12 protein-coding genes are annotated in these 14,089 nt (G+C 71.8%); 4 read left to right on the top strand and 8 right to left on the bottom strand.

Annotated features, from left to right (window positions below):
- Window positions 1-23: 23 nt before the first annotated feature.
- Complete coding sequence (locus C8E87_RS38685) at window positions 24-1,013, bottom strand: DMT family transporter (protein WP_133878317.1); 990 nt, start codon at window positions 1,011-1,013, stop codon at window positions 24-26.
- Between C8E87_RS38685 and C8E87_RS38680 the strand changes: the two genes are divergently transcribed.
- On the top strand, window positions 1,012-2,439 hold the full coding sequence (locus C8E87_RS38680) for an aminotransferase-like domain-containing protein (RefSeq protein WP_133878316.1): 1,428 nt from the start codon (window positions 1,012-1,014) through the stop codon (window positions 2,437-2,439). The two genes, C8E87_RS38685 and C8E87_RS38680, sit on opposite strands and share 2 nt — an antisense overlap.
- Here the strand turns inward: C8E87_RS38680 and C8E87_RS38675 are convergent.
- From C8E87_RS38675 to C8E87_RS38665, 3 genes are all read right to left on the bottom strand, one after another.
- Window positions 2,396-2,875 carry a VOC family protein gene (locus tag C8E87_RS38675; protein ID WP_133878315.1) on the bottom strand — a complete coding sequence of 160 codons (480 nt, stop codon included), beginning with the start codon at window positions 2,873-2,875 and terminating at the stop codon, window positions 2,396-2,398. The genes C8E87_RS38680 and C8E87_RS38675 overlap by 44 nt on opposite strands.
- Before the next feature lie 25 nt (window positions 2,876-2,900).
- Window positions 2,901-3,956, bottom strand: a complete 1,056-nt coding sequence (locus C8E87_RS38670) for a glycosyltransferase (RefSeq protein ID WP_166661421.1) — start codon at window positions 3,954-3,956, stop codon at window positions 2,901-2,903.
- Window positions 3,957-4,024: 68 nt separating this feature from the next.
- Window positions 4,025-4,738: a lysophospholipid acyltransferase family protein gene (locus C8E87_RS38665; protein ID WP_133878313.1), complete on the bottom strand. Its 714-nt coding sequence runs from the start codon at window positions 4,736-4,738 to the stop codon at window positions 4,025-4,027.
- Between the two features lie 535 nt (window positions 4,739-5,273).
- Between C8E87_RS38665 and C8E87_RS38660 the strand changes: the two genes are divergently transcribed.
- Window positions 5,274-6,182 carry a phosphotransferase family protein gene (locus C8E87_RS38660; RefSeq protein ID WP_166661420.1) on the top strand — a complete coding sequence of 303 codons (909 nt, stop codon included), beginning with the start codon at window positions 5,274-5,276 and terminating at the stop codon, window positions 6,180-6,182.
- A 227-nt stretch (window positions 6,183-6,409) separates the two neighbouring features.
- Here C8E87_RS38660 and C8E87_RS38655 read toward each other — a convergent pair whose 3' ends face one another.
- The 4 genes from C8E87_RS38655 to C8E87_RS38640 form a co-directional block, all read right to left on the bottom strand.
- Complete coding sequence (locus C8E87_RS38655; RefSeq protein ID WP_133878311.1) at window positions 6,410-7,351, bottom strand: acetyltransferase; 942 nt, start codon at window positions 7,349-7,351, stop codon at window positions 6,410-6,412.
- Window positions 7,352-7,550: 199 nt separating this feature from the next.
- The gene (locus C8E87_RS38650) at window positions 7,551-10,517 is read right to left on the bottom strand and encodes a fibronectin type III domain-containing protein (RefSeq protein WP_133878310.1); all 2,967 of its coding nucleotides are present in this window, start codon (window positions 10,515-10,517) and stop codon (window positions 7,551-7,553) included.
- The gene (locus tag C8E87_RS38645; RefSeq protein WP_133878309.1) at window positions 10,498-10,995 is read right to left on the bottom strand and encodes an NHL repeat-containing protein; all 498 of its coding nucleotides are present in this window, start codon (window positions 10,993-10,995) and stop codon (window positions 10,498-10,500) included. Before C8E87_RS38645 ends, C8E87_RS38650 begins: the two co-directional genes overlap by 20 nt.
- Before the next feature lie 342 nt (window positions 10,996-11,337).
- Window positions 11,338-12,396 (bottom strand): aminotransferase-like domain-containing protein, encoded by a 1,059-nt coding sequence (locus tag C8E87_RS38640; protein WP_133878308.1) that lies wholly within the window; start codon window positions 12,394-12,396, stop codon window positions 11,338-11,340.
- A gap of 18 nt (window positions 12,397-12,414) precedes the next feature.
- On the opposite strand from C8E87_RS38640, the gene C8E87_RS38635 reads away from it, so the two are divergent.
- Both C8E87_RS38635 and C8E87_RS38630 read left to right on the top strand, forming a co-directional pair.
- Window positions 12,415-13,356 (top strand): phosphoglycerate dehydrogenase, encoded by a 942-nt coding sequence (locus tag C8E87_RS38635; protein WP_133878307.1) that lies wholly within the window; start codon window positions 12,415-12,417, stop codon window positions 13,354-13,356.
- A gap of 37 nt (window positions 13,357-13,393) precedes the next feature.
- Window positions 13,394-14,008: an MSMEG_1061 family FMN-dependent PPOX-type flavoprotein gene (locus tag C8E87_RS38630; protein WP_133878306.1), complete on the top strand. Its 615-nt coding sequence runs from the start codon at window positions 13,394-13,396 to the stop codon at window positions 14,006-14,008.
- The last annotated feature ends 81 nt before the right edge of the window (window positions 14,009-14,089 follow it).

The following is a 14,089-nucleotide window of genomic DNA, read 5'->3' as shown; positions in this document are numbered from 1 at the left end:
CGAACGGGCTTGCTCGACGCAGATCAGGGGCGGGCTTGCCGGTGAGGGACGGTTCGGCGGCTTGAGTCCGGTTGCCGGGAGGCGGTCCGCCGGGTCGATGCGGGCGGCCCGGAGCCGGTTCGCTGGGTCAGGACCACGCCGGCGAGCACAACCGCGGCGGCCGCCAGGGTGGCCCGGGTGACGGTCTCGCCCAGCAGCAGGGCCGACCAGAGCAGGGTGAGCACGGGCTGGGCCAGCTGGATCTGGCCCACCCGGGCGATCCCGCCCCGGGCCAGGCCCGCGTACCAGGCGAAGAAGCCGAGGAACATCGAGACCACGGTGAGGTAGGCGAACGCCGACCAGGCGGAGGCTGTGCCGCGCGGGGGTCCGGCGGCCGCCGAGAGCAGCGTGATCGGCGCCGTCACGGGCAGGCTCAGCAGCAGCGCCCAGCAGATCGTGCGGGCGCCGCCGAGCTCGCGGGCCAGGGCGCCGCCCTCGGCGTACCCGAGGCCGCACAGCACCACGGCGGCCAGCAGGAACAGGTCGGACGGGGCGAGGGACCCGCCGGCCGCGCCCGTGGTGATCAGGAACGTCAGCACCGCGGACAGGCCCGCGAGAGCCGCCGGCCAGAACAGTGGGCGCGGGCGTTCCCCGGCCCGCAGCACGGCGAACACGGCGGTGACCGCGGGCAGCACGGTGACGACAACCGCGCCGTGGGCCGAGGTCTGTGTGGTCAGCGCCAGCGAGGTGAACAGCGGGAACCCGGCGACCACGCCGAGGGCGACGACCGAGAGCCGGCGCCACTGGACGGCGGTCGGCCGGGGTGCCCGGGTGAGCCTCAGGTAGGCCGCGGCAAGCAGGGCGGCGCCGACGGCGCGGCCGAACGCCACGAACCAGGGGTCGAGGTCGTGGACCGCCACGCGGGTGGCCGGCAGGGACAGGCTGAACGCCAGCACTCCGAGCGTTCCCAACGACAACCCGGCCGCCCTCGCCGTTATCGTCCGGTCGGCGATAGCGCTACTCTTGCTTCTCATGAATGACGGTAACGCAGCCGGACGCGTTATCCAAGATCTCCGCGACCGGGCCTCCTCCGCGTCGCCGGGCACCCGGCTGCCCTCGGTGCGGGAGCTGACGGCACGGCACCAGGCGTCGCCGGTGACGGTGGCCACGGCAATCCGGGCGCTGGTCCGCGAGGGCCTGGTGGAAGCCCGGCCGGGCCAAGGGACGTACGTGGCCCGGCGTGACCGCATCGAGCCCCGGCCGGACCTTTCCTGGCAGACCGTGGCCCTCGGCGCGCGGCGGCCGGGCGAGGCGGAACTTCAGGCGTTGCTGGCGACCCCGCCCGCGGGGGCCATCCCGTTGTCCGGCGGCTACCTCGACCCCGACCTGCAGCCGGCGGCCGCGCTGGGCGCCGCGCTGGCCCGGGCCGCCCGCCAACCCGCCGCCTGGCAGCGTGGGCCGGCCGAGGGACGTGCCGACCTGCGCGCGTGGTTCGCCCGCGGCGCCGGATTGCGCGCCGACGACATGGTGATCAGCCCCGGCGGTCAGGCGGCGATCTCGTCGACGCTGCGGGCGCTCGCCGGCCCGGGTGACACGCTGCTGGTGGAGTCGCCGACCTACCTCGGAGCGCTGGCGGCGGCACGGGCGGCGGGGCTCACGGTGATCCCGGTGCCGGCCGACGCCGACGGCGTGCTCCCCGGCCAGTTGCGGAGGGCGTACGCGCGTACGGGCGCCCGGCTCTTCTACTGCCAGCCCCTGTACGCCAATCCGAGCGGCGCGACGCTCAGCGCATCCCGCCGGGCCGAGGTGTTCGACGCCGTACGGGAAGCAGGGTCTTTTCTGATCGAGGACGACTATGCCCGCGATCTGACCGTGGAGGGCTCGGCGCCGCCACCGCTCGCGGCCGACGACGCCGACGGCCACGTGATCTATCTGCGGTCGCTGACCAAGTCGGCCGCGCCGGGGCTGCGCATCGCGGCGATCGGCGCTCGGGGGCAGGCCGGCGCCCGGCTGCGCGCGGCCCGGCTGCTCGACGACCTGTTCGTCGCCGGTCCGCTGCAGCAGGCCGCGCTCGACGTTGTGACTTCGCCGGCCTGGGACCGTCATCGTCGCGCGCTCGGCAAGGAGCTGCGCGCCCGGCGTGACGCTCTCCTGACCGCGTTGCGGCGGCACTTCCCGCTGCACGTGCCCGAGGCTGTCCCGTACGGGGGACTGCACCTGTGGATGCGGCTCGCCCCAGGAATCGACGACGTGGCCCTGGCCGCCGAGGCAGCAGCCGAGGGCGTGGTCGTGTTTCCCGGGCGTCCGTGGTTCGCGGCCGAGGCCCCGGCGCCGTTCCTGCGCCTCACCTACGCGGCGGCCCCGCCCGAACTGATGGACGAGGCCGTCACCCGGCTGAAACGCGCGGCCGACCGGCTCAGATCCCGCCCAACCTCCGCAGGGCCAGGTCCAGCGTCGTGAAGATCGTGTCCCCGTTCTCCCAGTCCGGCACCGGGTCCGGTTGGCCGGGCGCCGGCGCGTAGAGCCACCACAGGTTCTGCCAGGGGTCGAGAACGCGGCCGAGCGTGGTCTCGCCGTAGAACGCGGTCGGCTCGGTGACTGTCGTCGCGCCGCGCTCAGCTGCGCGTTTCTGCACGATCGCGACGTCCTCGACCCACACCTGCAGGAAACCGGGGCGCATCGGCCAGCCGTCCATCCGGTCGGCAATCATCAGGTCCACAGTGCCGAGGCGGACCTCGGAGTGGATCAGTTTGCCGTCGGGCATCTCGGTGTGCGCCTCCGGCTTCTCCTGGACGCCGAAAACCTCGGACACGAACGTGATCAGACCGGCCGCGTCCTCGACCATCACGAACGGATTCAGGACGGCGCCCTGCGGGGGCGTGTGCAGCATGCTCATGAGCCGAGCCAACCAGCCACTCAGGTCACTTCCCGACCGCTTCATACAACTTCAGCAGACGGCCGAGGTAGAGCGCGGGCGTGTAGGCCTCGGTGGCGGTCAGGCCGTCGACGGCAACCTGTGTGCGCAGGGCGTCGTCGTCGAGCATGCGGCACAGGGCGGCGGCGAACGCTTCCGGGGTCGGCTCGCAGGTGAACCGCGGGGGGCCGCCACCCGGCCGGGACGCCAGGGCGGGGTCCGCCACCACGGCGGGAAGGCCGGCCGCCTCCGCCTCCGCCAGCACCAGGCTCTGGGTGTCGGTTGTCGACGCGAAAGCGAGCACGGTCGCGCGGTCGTAGTGGCCGGTGACCTGCTCGGGCGGGACGGGCGGCAACACCCGCACGTGAGCCGGCAAACCCAGCGAGTTGATCCGGCGGGTCAGTTTCGCGCGGCCCAGGCGCACTCCGAGAAGGACCAGACGGGCGTACGGTCTGTCCCGCACCACCAAGGCGAACGCGCGCAGCAGCAGTTCCGGGTTCTTCTCGGCGGTCGCGCGCCCCACCGACAGGACAACACCACCATTGCGTACGGGATTGCCTCGAGGGTTTCGCACGACGGGGGTCGGCAGCACAGCGACGTGAGGAAGGCGCCCGTTCGAGGTGAACTCGTGAAAGGCCGCCGCCGTCTTCTCCGAAGGCGCGATCACCGCCGACATGTGAGCGAACATGCCCTGTCCCAGATTGATCAGCCGTTTGCGGCGTACGGGTCCCGGCCGGGCCAATTGCAGGAAGTCGCGCGGCGACCAGCCCAGCCGCAGACGCAGCGCGCACCACGCGGCGCCGATCGGAATCTCCGGGTAGATGTCCGCGTACGCCACCAAGTCGGTGTGCCAGGTGACGACCAGGGGCGCCCGCCATGTCGCCGCCATCCGGAAACCGGCCATGCCGATCGGGCCGGTCGTGTGCGCGTGGACCACGTCGGCCGGGCGGCACCGGAACCACGGCGAACCCACACGCCACTGCCGGCCGGGAACCGGAAGCGACGCAACAGTGGACGGATCGTGGAAATCGACCTCACAACCGGCCTCCCGCAACAGTTCCACGGTGCGGGCCGCCGATCGTGACACCCCGTCCGGGCGGCCGGAATGACTGTCGCAGAAATGGGCGACCCTCACGGGGCTGCGAGCGCGCCCGCGATCGAGGTGCGGGCCAGCTCCTTCACCGTCGCCGCGTCGTCGTGCGGCTCGATCGGCGGAAGCACCTCCACGTGCACGTCGACGCGGTCACGCAGGACCAGGCCGTGGCGGGGGAGGGCGCGCCGGGTGCCGTGAACCGCGATCGGAATGACCGGCACCTGGTGGCGTACGGCAAGCTCGAAAGCGCCGTCCTTGAAGGGCTGAAGCTCACCGTCGGAGGTGCGCCGGCCCTCCGGGAACAGCATGACGGGCGAACCGGCTTCGAGGAGCCGATCGCAATGCGCCATCATGCGGCGCACCGACTCGGCGCGGCCACGCACCAGCGGCACATAGTCGTTGAGCCGCATGTTCCACCCGATCAGCGGGACGCGGAAGATCTCCTGCTTGGACACCCATTTGAACGGCCGGAAAAGCGCGAACAACACCAGGATGTCGATGAGCGAGGCGTGATTGGCGACCAGAACGGCGGGGCCGCGCCAGGGAATGCGGTTCCGGCCGGTGACTTCGAGACGCCAGAGCGGGTTCACGTAGACGTAGAAGGAAGCCCAGGCCGACGAATACAGATGCAGGACCGTGCGCCGCCGGTCGAACGGCAACGTCACGAGCCAGACAACAACCGCGCCGGCGAAGAAGACGACGCAGGTGATGCCGATGAACGCCCAGTACGCCACCGAAAACACCCTGAGCATGGCCGCCATCGTAGACGGCGGTGCTGGGGGCTTCCACGTGGGGAGTTCTTCACTTGACTGAACGGCGGCTGATCGTCGCCGCGGCTGTGGCGGCACGTTGGCGGTGGGTTCGGCGGGTGTGGCGGCACGTTGGCGGTGGGTTCGGCGGGTGTGGCGGGCACGTTGGCGGTGGGTTCCGCCGCGGTGGGGGCACGTCGGCGGGAGGCTTGGCGGCCGTAGCGCACACGCCGGCAGCGGTCAAGGGGCGGGTGGCCGCTGTGGACAACTTCGACGGGCGGCGCGCGGTCGAGGGGTGGGCTGTGGACAACGGCCCGATCTTGTCGGTGCCGGCGCGTAGGGTCGGGCACACCCCCAGGGCGGGGGGTGGGGGCGGAGGTGGGTCAACAGTGGTAGGGGCGCCTCGGGATCCGGGGGTTGAGCCGTTGCCCGATCGGGGGGACTGGGTGGGCCGCGACGAAGCGCGACGACTGCTGGGGCAACGCCAATGGTGGCTGGTCGCGTGCGCGGCGCCGGCCAGGATTGAGGGGGTGTGACAGTGGAGCGATCGATCGCGGAGTGGGTCGAGCAGGTTGCGTTGCCGGGGCGCAGGATCGTCGGCGCGCGGACGCTGACCGGTGGCTACAGCAACGAGAACACGGCGCTCACCACCGATGACGGCGGGCGGTACGTGCTCCGGCGCTATCTGCGCCACAACAGGTGCGCGCTCGAGGCCGCCCTGGCCGGACGGCTCGACGGCATCGTGCCGGCGCCGGGCGTGGTGGCTTCCGACCCCACGGGCGAACGGGCGGGGGAACCGGTCCTGCTGTCGGTGTTCGTCGAGGGGCGGCCGGTCAACGAGATCCTTGCCGACGGTGACGACGCCGGGCTCGGACACGACGTCGGAGCGACCCTGGCCCGCATCGGAACGGTCGAGTTCGCGGCGCCGGGCTTCCTCGACGATCGCCTCGAACCCGACGGCGCCGAACCGACCGCTGGGCTCGACGAGTTCGTCGACCGGTGTCTGCGCGAGGGCAATGCCGCCGGGCACCTCACCGGCGACGAGCAGCGGGCCCTTCGCCGTCATGCCGCGGCGGCCGCCACCGAGCTCGACACGGTCAAGGGCTCCCGGCAGCTGGTCCACTCGGACTTCAACCCCAAGAACCTGCTCGCGGCCAGGTCCGGGGACGGGCGGTGGCGGGTCACGGCGGTGCTCGATTGGGAGTACGCGTTGGCGAGCACGCCCCTGATCGACATCGGCAACATGACGCGCGACCCGCGGCCACCGAAGTTCCTCGACGGGTTCCTGAGCGGGTTCCGTGAGGCGGGCGGCCACCTTCCGGCCAACTGGCGCGCGGTCAGCCGGGCCGCCGACCTGTTCGCGCTCGCCGATTTCCTGACGCGGCCGGTCGAGCACCGGTATTTCCGCCGCTCGATCGACCGCATCAGAGACCTGCTCAACGCCTGACACTGCCGGGTCAGACTGGCGAAAGCTTGCCGTGCGGCTTGGGGTGTGGCCGGGTGCGGAGGCTTGCCGTGCGGGGTGGGGTGTGGCCGGGTGCGGAGGCTTGCCGTGCGGGGTGGGGTGTGGCCGGGTGCGGAGGCTTGCCGTACGGGGTGGAGTAGACCGGGCGGGAAACCTGCCGTACGAGGTGGGGTCAGCTCGGCTTGAAGGCGTGCCGTGCGCGGATGGGGTCAGGTCGGCTCGAAGGCCTGCCGTACGCGGATCTGGTGGAACCCGGCCCGCTTCAGGTCGGCGACCGTGTCGGTGAGCGTCGCCTCCACGTCGGCGATCACCTCCTCGGCGCCGCCGGTCGTCAGGGCGTGGAGGGCGGCCGCCAGCAGGGACGAGCGCGCGCCGGGGGAGGCGTCGGGCAGCCGGCCCAGATAGACCAGCATGGGCCAGCACGCGTCACCGGCGGTTCCGGCCAGTCCCGTGCCGCCATCGAGCACGTGCCAGGCCGCGGCGGGGCCGGTCAGCCACGGGAGGGGGTCGCGGGCCAGGTCGAGTCCGGCCACTGCCAGCGCCGCCTCGGAACCGGTCAACACGTCTGGCCGGTCAATCAGCGCCACGAGAGCCCGGACCTCGTCGGGTCCCTTCGCCGCGCGGACAGCGGGGACGCGAGCTGCGTGGACAGTCGGGTCGGGAGCTGCGTGGACAAGTGGGGTGGGGTCCGCGTGGGCGGCGGGGGTGGAAGCTGCGTGGACAGTGGGGTCGGGAGCTGCGTGGGCGGCGGGGACGGAAGGGACCGTGTTCCCGGTGGGGGTCCACCGGAAGCGCAGGCGTTTGACGGTGGGTTCGAGGCCGGCCAAGCGCGCGGCGGCCGGCACACGCGGGTCGGCAGGGAGCGTGGCGTAGAAAGGCCGCGGACCACCCAGATCAGCGTGAGCCGCGTTCAGCAGGGCGGCGCCGACGGCAGGGGTGTCGTCGAGGTCGAAAAGTTCCAGCCACGGGCCGCCGACCGCACCGGGTGGCAGCACCCAGGCGGCGCGGGCGACGACCTCACCGTCGCGCAGGGTGATCCACGTACGGGAAAGGTCGTAGCCCCCGCCGGCGAGGCCTTCGGCGAAGGCGGGCAGGGAAGCGAACAGGGCTTCCTCGCCGGGGAGCAGGTGGCGGTGGATGACGGTGCTCATGGGCGGACCTCCGAGGCGATGACGCCCCGGGTCAGAGCCGCGGAGACGCCGGGCCGCGGAAGGGGCGCGATTCGTGGGACACGGTGCGACCTCCTTCCGGGCTCAGACGGCGTACGGGTATGAATCTATCAGCCGCCGCGCCACCGTCAGGCTGCGCCCGGTGCTCACCGTCATCCGAGGGCGCTTCAGCGCGTACGTGTCAGGCCGGCGGCCTGGCCAGCCTCCGCGTCACCACGCCTGCCCCCACGGTTACGAAGCCGGCGACGGCCAGCCAGAGCACCGCCGCCCCGGTCACCGGCAGGGTGGCGCCGGTGTCAGCCGCCTCGGCCACAGTGAGGTCGAGGCGCAAGGCCCGGAACTTGCCGTTCTTGTCGACGCCGGCGGCGACGAACGAGTGGGTGCCGAGGCTGAGACCTTCGGGCACGTCGATCTCGGTCTCGAAAGCCCCGTCGGCGTCGGCCGTGACCGTGCCGAGGATGGTGGGCTCCGAGTACACCGCCAACGTGATCACCGAGAACGGCGCGTACCCGTTGCCGGCCATCTTCAGCCGTCCGCCCCGCGCCGCCGAGGTGACCGGGCCGTCGGGCGTTTCGAGCGGCAGGTCGGTGACGGGGGCCGCGGCCGGCACGGTCAGCTCGTTCGGGGTCACGGGATTCGAGGACATCGAGTTCCGGGACTCGCCGGCAGCCGAGAGGGCCACCACCCGGAACGTGTACGCGTTGCGCGTGTCCCCGCCGACCACACAGCTCGTGCCCGTGCTCGTGCAGCTGGCACCGCCAGGCGTAGCCGTCGCACGATAGCCGGTGATCACGGCGCCGTTGTCCGCGGGCGGGTTCCACGACACGGTGATCGAGTTCAGGCCGGCGGTGGCTGTGACACCGGTCGGCGCGTCCGGAACCACCGGGGCGGCGCTGGACGGGGCGGGTGTGGGCGGTTCCGAGGTGGGCGCGGTGGTCGGCGCCGGTGTGGTCGGCTCGGTCGTGGGTGGCGTGGTGGTGGGTGGCGTGGTGGTGGTGGTGGGTGGCGGGGTCGTGGGTGGTGTTGTCGTCGGCGCCGGTGTGGTCGGGGACGTCGTGGTCGGGGACGTCATGGTCGGGGCCGTCGAGGGTGACGTTGTGGTCGGCGACGTCGGTGTCTCGCTGGGCGGGTTGGTCGGTGCCGAGGTCGCCGGCGAGGTCGTCGGCGCGGTCGCGGGCGTGACGGTGACAGTGAGGTGTTCGCTCGCGCCGCCGCCGTTGCGGGCCCGCAGCAGGATCTCGAAGCTGTCCTCGACCGTCAGGTCGGGAATCGTCGCGACCAGCGTGCCGTCGTCCCCCGGCTCGGTGGTCAGCGTCGTCCAGTCCTCGCCGGCGTCGAAGCTGATCTCGTATGCCAGATGGTCCGGGTCGTCGCCGTCGTCGGCCGACGGCAGGAAGGTCAGTACGGCTGAGGTGGCATCGGCCGTGGCCGTCACCTGGCTCGGCGCGGACGGCGGCCGCGCGGGGATGCCGGTCACCGGTACGGACCCCTCGCCGGGTCCGATGGTGTTTACGCCGCGAACCCGGACCTGATAGGCCGTGCCGTTGACCAGGTCGGTGACCGTTCCGCCCAGCCGCCCGCCGCGCTCGGCGTCGTCGAGGGGCAGCTGTTTCCAGTCGCCCCCTTCCGCCAGCTGCACCTCGTAGCCGTCAGCCGGGTTCATGCTCGGCATGAAGGTGACCGTGAGTTGCTTGTCGGCCGACTCGGTCTGCACGTCCATGGGAACGCTGGGCGCGACGACCTGGCCCGGATAGACCCTGGCGGTGGTGGCCACACCGGGTCCCTGCTGATTGCGCGCCCGCAGGCGGACGTGGTGGAACGGCAGCGTCAGGTCGTTGATCACCACGCTCTGCATTCCGTCCAGCTCGTCCTGGTCGCTCATGACCTGGGCGGGCTCACCCACGGCATCAGCCGACGCACTGGGCTCTCCCGTGGGTTCGGGGGTTGGGGTTGGGCTGGGTTCGTCGGTGGGTTCGGGGGTTGGGGTGGGGCTCGGTTCGTCGGCGGGGTCGTCGGAGGGAGGTGTGCTGGGCTCTTCGGCGGGCGGACCCTCACTGCCGTATGCCGGAACCCACAGCAAACCGTCGACGCTCGCCTCGTACCCTGTGATCTCGCTGGCCCCTTGATCCACCGGCCAGAAGTACAGGGTCGCCGACTTGTCTCCCGGCTGGATCCGTTCGATCCTCGGGGTTCCCGGCAGCGAGTCGTCCGGCGTGACCGTGGCCGTCGCCACCTTGCCCGTGGTCTCCGTGACGGGGTCGTAGGCACGGACGTACAGGTTGTTGGCCTGGCCGTTCTCCAGCCCGCGGAAGACCGCTTCGAACTCGTTCTCGCCCGTCGCGTAGACCTCGGCGCCGCTCCATATGAGACGGTCGGACGAGACCTGCCACGCGGTGGCGTTCACCCCGTTGTCGTCGCCGGGCGTGAACGCCACCGAGGCGGTCCGGTTGCCCGGCGTCGGGGTGCCGAGCGTCGGCGCCTCGGGGCCGACACGCGGGCGGATGCCGTTGGACTGGAACGGGTTGGACCGGCCGGTGTTGTCACCGTCCGGGGTGTTGAAGGCGGTGATGTGGAAGGTGTAGTACTCGCCGTTCGTCAGGTTCGTGATCGTGCACGTGGTCAGCCGGGTGGCACAGATCGGTACGTCGGTGGGTACGGGCTCACCGATCTCGTCGCCCACGAAGGTCTCGACCTCGTACCGGATGTCGGAGGGGCCGCCGTTCGTCTCGGAGGTAGCCCAGAACACCTGGGCCTGCCGATCCCCGCCCTCTGCCGACGCCCCGCCGGGCATGCGGGGCAGTGTCCGCACGGCGATCGCGGTCAGGCCCTCGATGCCGGTCGCCACCGTGGTCGGCTCCCAGTCCAAGGTGCCCTTGCGCCGGATCGTGCCGTCGGCCGTGGCGTAGAACAGCTCGCCGGATTCGCTGACCGCCACGTCGACCGGTGCGCTGCCCAGGCCGGTGACGAGTTCGGTCTCCGTTTCCTCCTCCGGGTCGTACTTGACGATCGACGTGGCCCGGCCCAGGTACAGGTTTCCGTCCGCGTCGGCGGCGAGACTGACGGTGGGCGTCTCCGTCAGCACGGGCTGCACACCGTCGCCGGCGGTGTAGCGGTACAGGCCCCCGTCGTCACCGTCGACGAAGTACACCCCGGGCAGCCGTGTCGACCACCTTGACGGGGTGGACGCCCGGCGCCAGGGTCGACGCGGGTTCGTCGCCCGGGCCCCTGGCGGTCAGCGCGGTGGTGTCGGCCACGACGACCCGGCCGTCCCGCACCGCGACGTCGGCGGCATCCGTCAGATGGGGGAACAGCGACGTGCCCCACGACCCGCTGGGCTCCAGTTCCCGGACGAGCGGACCGGCCTCGGGCCGGCCGGCGACGTAGACGCTGCCGTCGTTGTCGAGGGCCACGCTCGTCGCGCCGGTCACCGGGAAGGTGTCCTGCGGGTAGCCGTACGAGCCGACCCGGGTCAGGCCGCCCGGTGCGGTGAAGTACAGCATCGTCTCGCCGGGGTTGTCGATGTGCGGCTCGGCGCCGGCCGGCCGGGCGCCGACCAGGCCGCCCAGGGCGATCACGAGCGTCGCCAGCAGAACGGCACAGGCGCGCCGCGGAATTGATCCGACCATTTCGTCTTCCCGTTCTGAGTTCGTCCGCACGCACGACAAACCGAAGGAATGCCGAGGCATCCTCACGTTATGGCGGTGTTCGGGCTTCCGCCCGCGATTCGCCGGATGTCCTCAGGGAGGAATTCGGGGGCCCGGCGCACTTCATCAGACGGTGACGGGCGGTCGCCGTGTCAACCGGTCGTCGCCGGCTCGTGGGCCGGCCGGGCGCGGATCCGGTGGAAGCCGGCCCGGTGCAGGTCGGCCACCGTGTCCGGGAGCATCGACTCGACGTCGGCGATCACCTCTTCGGCGCCACCGACGGGTGCGAAATCATTCCGGGCTCAGACGGCGTACGGGGGATATCTAGCAGACGGACCGAATGGCGACGGTCAGGCGGCCGGCCGCCTCGGTCAGGTCGGCCGGGGGCAGATGCGAGAAGCTGAGCCGCACGTGGCCGGAGCCGTCCCGACGGTCCACATGGAACGCCGGCCCCGGCACGAACGAGGTTCCGTGCCGCTCGGCGACGGCTAGCAGCGCTTCGGCGTCCACCCCGGCGGGCAGCCGGAGCCACAGGAACCAGCCGCCGTCCGGTGCGTCCGTGCCGAGTGCGCCGGCCAGGGCGTCGCGGTGTGCCCGATAGCGGTCCCGCAGCAGAGCGACATGCTCGTGGTACGCCCCTGAGGCGCAGAACTCCGCCATGGTCAGCGCCGTCGTGTGGTTGACCCCGCCGCCGCTGTGCACGTATCCGAGCCGGGCCAGCCGGGTGATCAGTTCCGGCGCCGCGGTGATCCAGCCGAGCCGCAGGCCGGGCGCCACGGTCTTCGCGAAGGACCCCAGGCTGATCACGTTCGCGGCCGAGAACGACGGCGGGGGACTGGTGTAGTACAGCTCCCGGTAGGGGTCGTCCTCGACGATCGGCAGACCCAGCCCGGCCAGCGCGTGCCGTTGCGGCAACGTCAGGCTCCGCCCGGTCGGGTTGCCGAACGTGGGCACGACGTACAGGAAGGCTGCCCTGTGCTCCCGGGCGCGCCGGCCCACCTCGTCCGCGTCCTCGGCCCGTACCGGGAGAAGCCGCACGCCGAGATCGGTCAGGATCCGGAACGCGTAGTGGTAGGTGGGCGAATCCACCAGGACGGTGTCGCCCGGCCGGGTCAGCACCTGCGTGAGCAGCGCGAGCCCGTGCGAGGCGCCCGCTGTCACGAACGTCTGCTCCGCGCCCCCGCCGCCCAGGTGGAAGGCGATCCATTCACGCAGCGGGGCGGGGCCCGGCTCATGACCGTACGTGAGTGCCTTCCACCCGTACGTCCGAAGGGAGGTCTCTGACGCCACCGCCCACGCGCCCGTAGGGAGCAGCGCGGGCAGCGGATGCCCCCAGCCGAGGTCGAGGATTCCGTCGCGGTGCTCGAACTGAACGATCGTCACTGAACCAGAATGGGGGACATGAAGCTTCTGCTGCCCGACAGCATCGACCTGAACCTGGATCTGCCCGCGGGCGTGACCGCCGTACGCTACGCCGTCAACCGGCCCGTCCCCGACGAGCACACCGACGCCGACGTTCTGGTCGTCTGGAACAACCCGGGTGATCAGCTGCGCGACGCGGCGCAGCGGCTCAAGCGGCTGCGCTGGGTGCAGACCCTGGCCGCGGGGCCCGACGCCGTGGTGGCGGCCGGGTTCGCGCCCGAGGTCGTCATCACCTCGGGGCGTGGCCTGCATGATCGGACGGTCGCCGAGCACACCCTGGCCCTGACCCTTTCCGCCGTACGCCACCTGCACGTGCTCCGGCGGGCCCAGGCCGCCCGGCACTGGGCCGACGAGATGCGCGAGCTGCAGGCCAAGCCGGACACCGCGCGGTTCTACACGCTGCGGGACGCGCACGTCGTGATCTGGGGGTTCGGGGGCATCGCGAAGGCGCTCGCCCCGCACCTCGAGGCGCTCGGCGCGCGCGTGACCGGGGTGGCCCGCAGCGCCGGCACGCGCGACGGCGTCGACGTGGTGACCGAGGACGCCCTCGACGAGCTGCTGCCGGCCACCGACGTGCTGATCGGCATCCTGCCCGCCACGCCCGAAACGCAGCACGCGATCGGCGCGGACGTGTTCGACCGGCTGCCCGAGCACGCCTGGGTCATCAACGTGGGCCGGGGCGCCACCCTGGACGAGGAGGCGCTGCTCGACGCGCTGCGTGAGGGCGGCATCGGCGGGGCGGCGCTCGACGTGTTCGAGACCGAGCCACTGCCCGAGGACTCCGGCCTGTGGAACGAGCCGAACGTGATCGTCACGCCGCACGTGGCCGGTGGACGTCCGCTCGGCGCGCCGGAGCTGATCAGCGAGAACTTGGTCGCATTCCGGGAGGGCCGTTCCCTGCGCAACGTCGTCGAAGGTTAGCGTGGCCTAACTGTTCGGCGAGGGTGTTGGGGCGCGCATGACGAGGGTGATCGGCACTGAGGCGGAACTGCGGGAGTTCGTGGCTCCGCCGCCGCAGTTCATCGCCGAGAAGGGCGTCGACCGCATCGACCCGCAGTCCCGCCGGTTCATCGAGCTGAGCCCGTTCTTCCTGCTCGCGACGTCGGCCGAGGACGGCACCTGCGACGTCTCCCCGCGCGGCGACCCGGCGGGCAGCGTGCTCGTGCTCGACGACCGTACGCTGGCGTTCGCCGATCGCAAGGGCAACGGGCGGCTCGACAGCCTGCGCAACATCCTGCAGCGGCCCCGCGTCGGCATGGTCTTCATGGTGCCGGGTTCGGGCGACACCGTACGGGTCAACGGGCTCGCCCGGATCGTGACGGGCGCGCCCTATCTGGACAGAATGGCTCTGAAGGGCGTGACGCCGCAGCTGGCGATCGAAGTCGTGGTCGAGGAGCTGTTTCTGCACTGTGCGCGGGCTTTCACACGTTCGCGCCTGTGGGACACCTCGACCTGGCCGGCGAAAGCCGAGGTGCCGAGCGCGGGCACGATCGCCAAAAGCATCTCGGGCGCCGACATCGAGGCCCAGGCCATCGACGACGCCCTCGCCGTAGCCGCCCAAGACGCCTACTAGGCCCACCCCGCCGCACCCAGGGGGCTGGCCTAAAAATACGCGCCGCAAAACGGGCAATCCGAGTTGTCCACAGGCCAGAAG

Origin of the sequence: Paractinoplanes brasiliensis, assembly GCF_004362215.1 — a bacterium.
In the GTDB taxonomy this organism is placed as follows: domain Bacteria; phylum Actinomycetota; class Actinomycetes; order Mycobacteriales; family Micromonosporaceae; genus Actinoplanes; species Actinoplanes brasiliensis.
The sequence above is the reverse complement of the archived record's forward strand: the minus strand, read 5'-3'. Positions and strand labels throughout refer to the sequence as shown.

Coding starts and splice junctions, on each gene's coding strand:
- C8E87_RS38685 (WP_133878317.1), bottom strand. CDS start 1,013: ATGAGAAGCAAGAGTAGCGCTATCGCCGACCGGACGATAACGGCGAGG.
- C8E87_RS38665 (WP_133878313.1), bottom strand. CDS start 4,738: ATGCTCAGGGTGTTTTCGGTGGCGTACTGGGCGTTCATCGGCATCACC.
- C8E87_RS38635 (WP_133878307.1), top strand. CDS start 12,415: ATGAAGCTTCTGCTGCCCGACAGCATCGACCTGAACCTGGATCTGCCC.
- C8E87_RS38680 (WP_133878316.1), top strand. CDS start 1,012: ATGAATGACGGTAACGCAGCCGGACGCGTTATCCAAGATCTCCGCGAC.
- C8E87_RS38655 (WP_133878311.1), bottom strand. CDS start 7,351: ATGAGCACCGTCATCCACCGCCACCTGCTCCCCGGCGAGGAAGCCCTG.
- C8E87_RS38675 (WP_133878315.1), bottom strand. CDS start 2,875: ATGAGCATGCTGCACACGCCCCCGCAGGGCGCCGTCCTGAATCCGTTC.
- C8E87_RS38630 (WP_133878306.1), top strand. CDS start 13,394: ATGACGAGGGTGATCGGCACTGAGGCGGAACTGCGGGAGTTCGTGGCT.
- C8E87_RS38645 (WP_133878309.1), bottom strand. CDS start 10,995: ATGGTCGGATCAATTCCGCGGCGCGCCTGTGCCGTTCTGCTGGCGACG.